Below are 649 nucleotides of genomic sequence, written 5' to 3'. Positions count from 1 at the left end.
TAGGTGGAGGGGAAAGAATGTTTGATAAATTAAAAAGGTTATTTAAAAAAGATAAAGAGAATGATTTAGAAGATGAGAGGTACATTTTAATTTCTGAAAGTGAGATAAATGAAGAATTAAAAAGAAAGATAGTTGAATTAGAAAGGTTAGGATTAGAATATAGTAAAGTTCTTCAAAAAAAATATATAAATGAATTTGAGAGAAAAGGAAAACGAAACCTAAAAATATGGGTTAATAGGGATATTGACGGAGATGAAATAGAAGACTTAAATTCTGAGAAATGTCTAGAAAAAGAATATCGTTCTGAAATAATAATAGATTTTAATGATGTTACTGTTGAAGATGATGAATATGCAGATTTCATACAGTTATGGTATTACTATGGTGGTTATTTTAAAGGTACTGGGACTTTATATGATACATCAAGAAATAATTTAGAAACAGACATTGAAACAGCTTTACAAACATTACTTGAATAATTAATGTATACTAGTCTCTCGTTTAATTAACGAGCTATGTAGTTGAACAAGAAATACAAATAATAATTAATCCTTTTTTAAAACGCTCTTTCTTTTTGTTCATTTATTAAGTTTATCTATATTAATTTATCAAACTTTATGTTCCCGTTACAAAATACGCTATTCTTTCT

General features: G+C 25.7%; 1 protein-coding gene. It reads left to right on the top strand.

What is annotated here, in order from left to right; all coding sequences use genetic code 11:
* The first annotated feature begins 17 nt into the window (after window positions 1-17).
* Window positions 18-479, top strand: a complete 462-nt coding sequence (locus KI356_RS26195; protein WP_128279922.1) for a hypothetical protein — start codon at window positions 18-20, stop codon at window positions 477-479.
* Window positions 480-649: the final 170 nt, after the last annotated feature.

This window comes from Bacillus hominis (genome assembly GCF_018332515.1).
Classification (GTDB): domain Bacteria; phylum Bacillota; class Bacilli; order Bacillales; family Bacillaceae_G; genus Bacillus_A; species Bacillus_A hominis.
Note: the sequence above shows the minus strand (reverse complement) of the source record. Positions and strands in the feature narration are given on the sequence as shown.

Excerpts from the sequence above, each read along its gene's own strand:
- KI356_RS26195 (WP_128279922.1), top strand. The coding sequence starts at position 18 with ATGTTTGATAAATTAAAAAGGTTATTTAAAAAAGATAAAGAGAATGAT.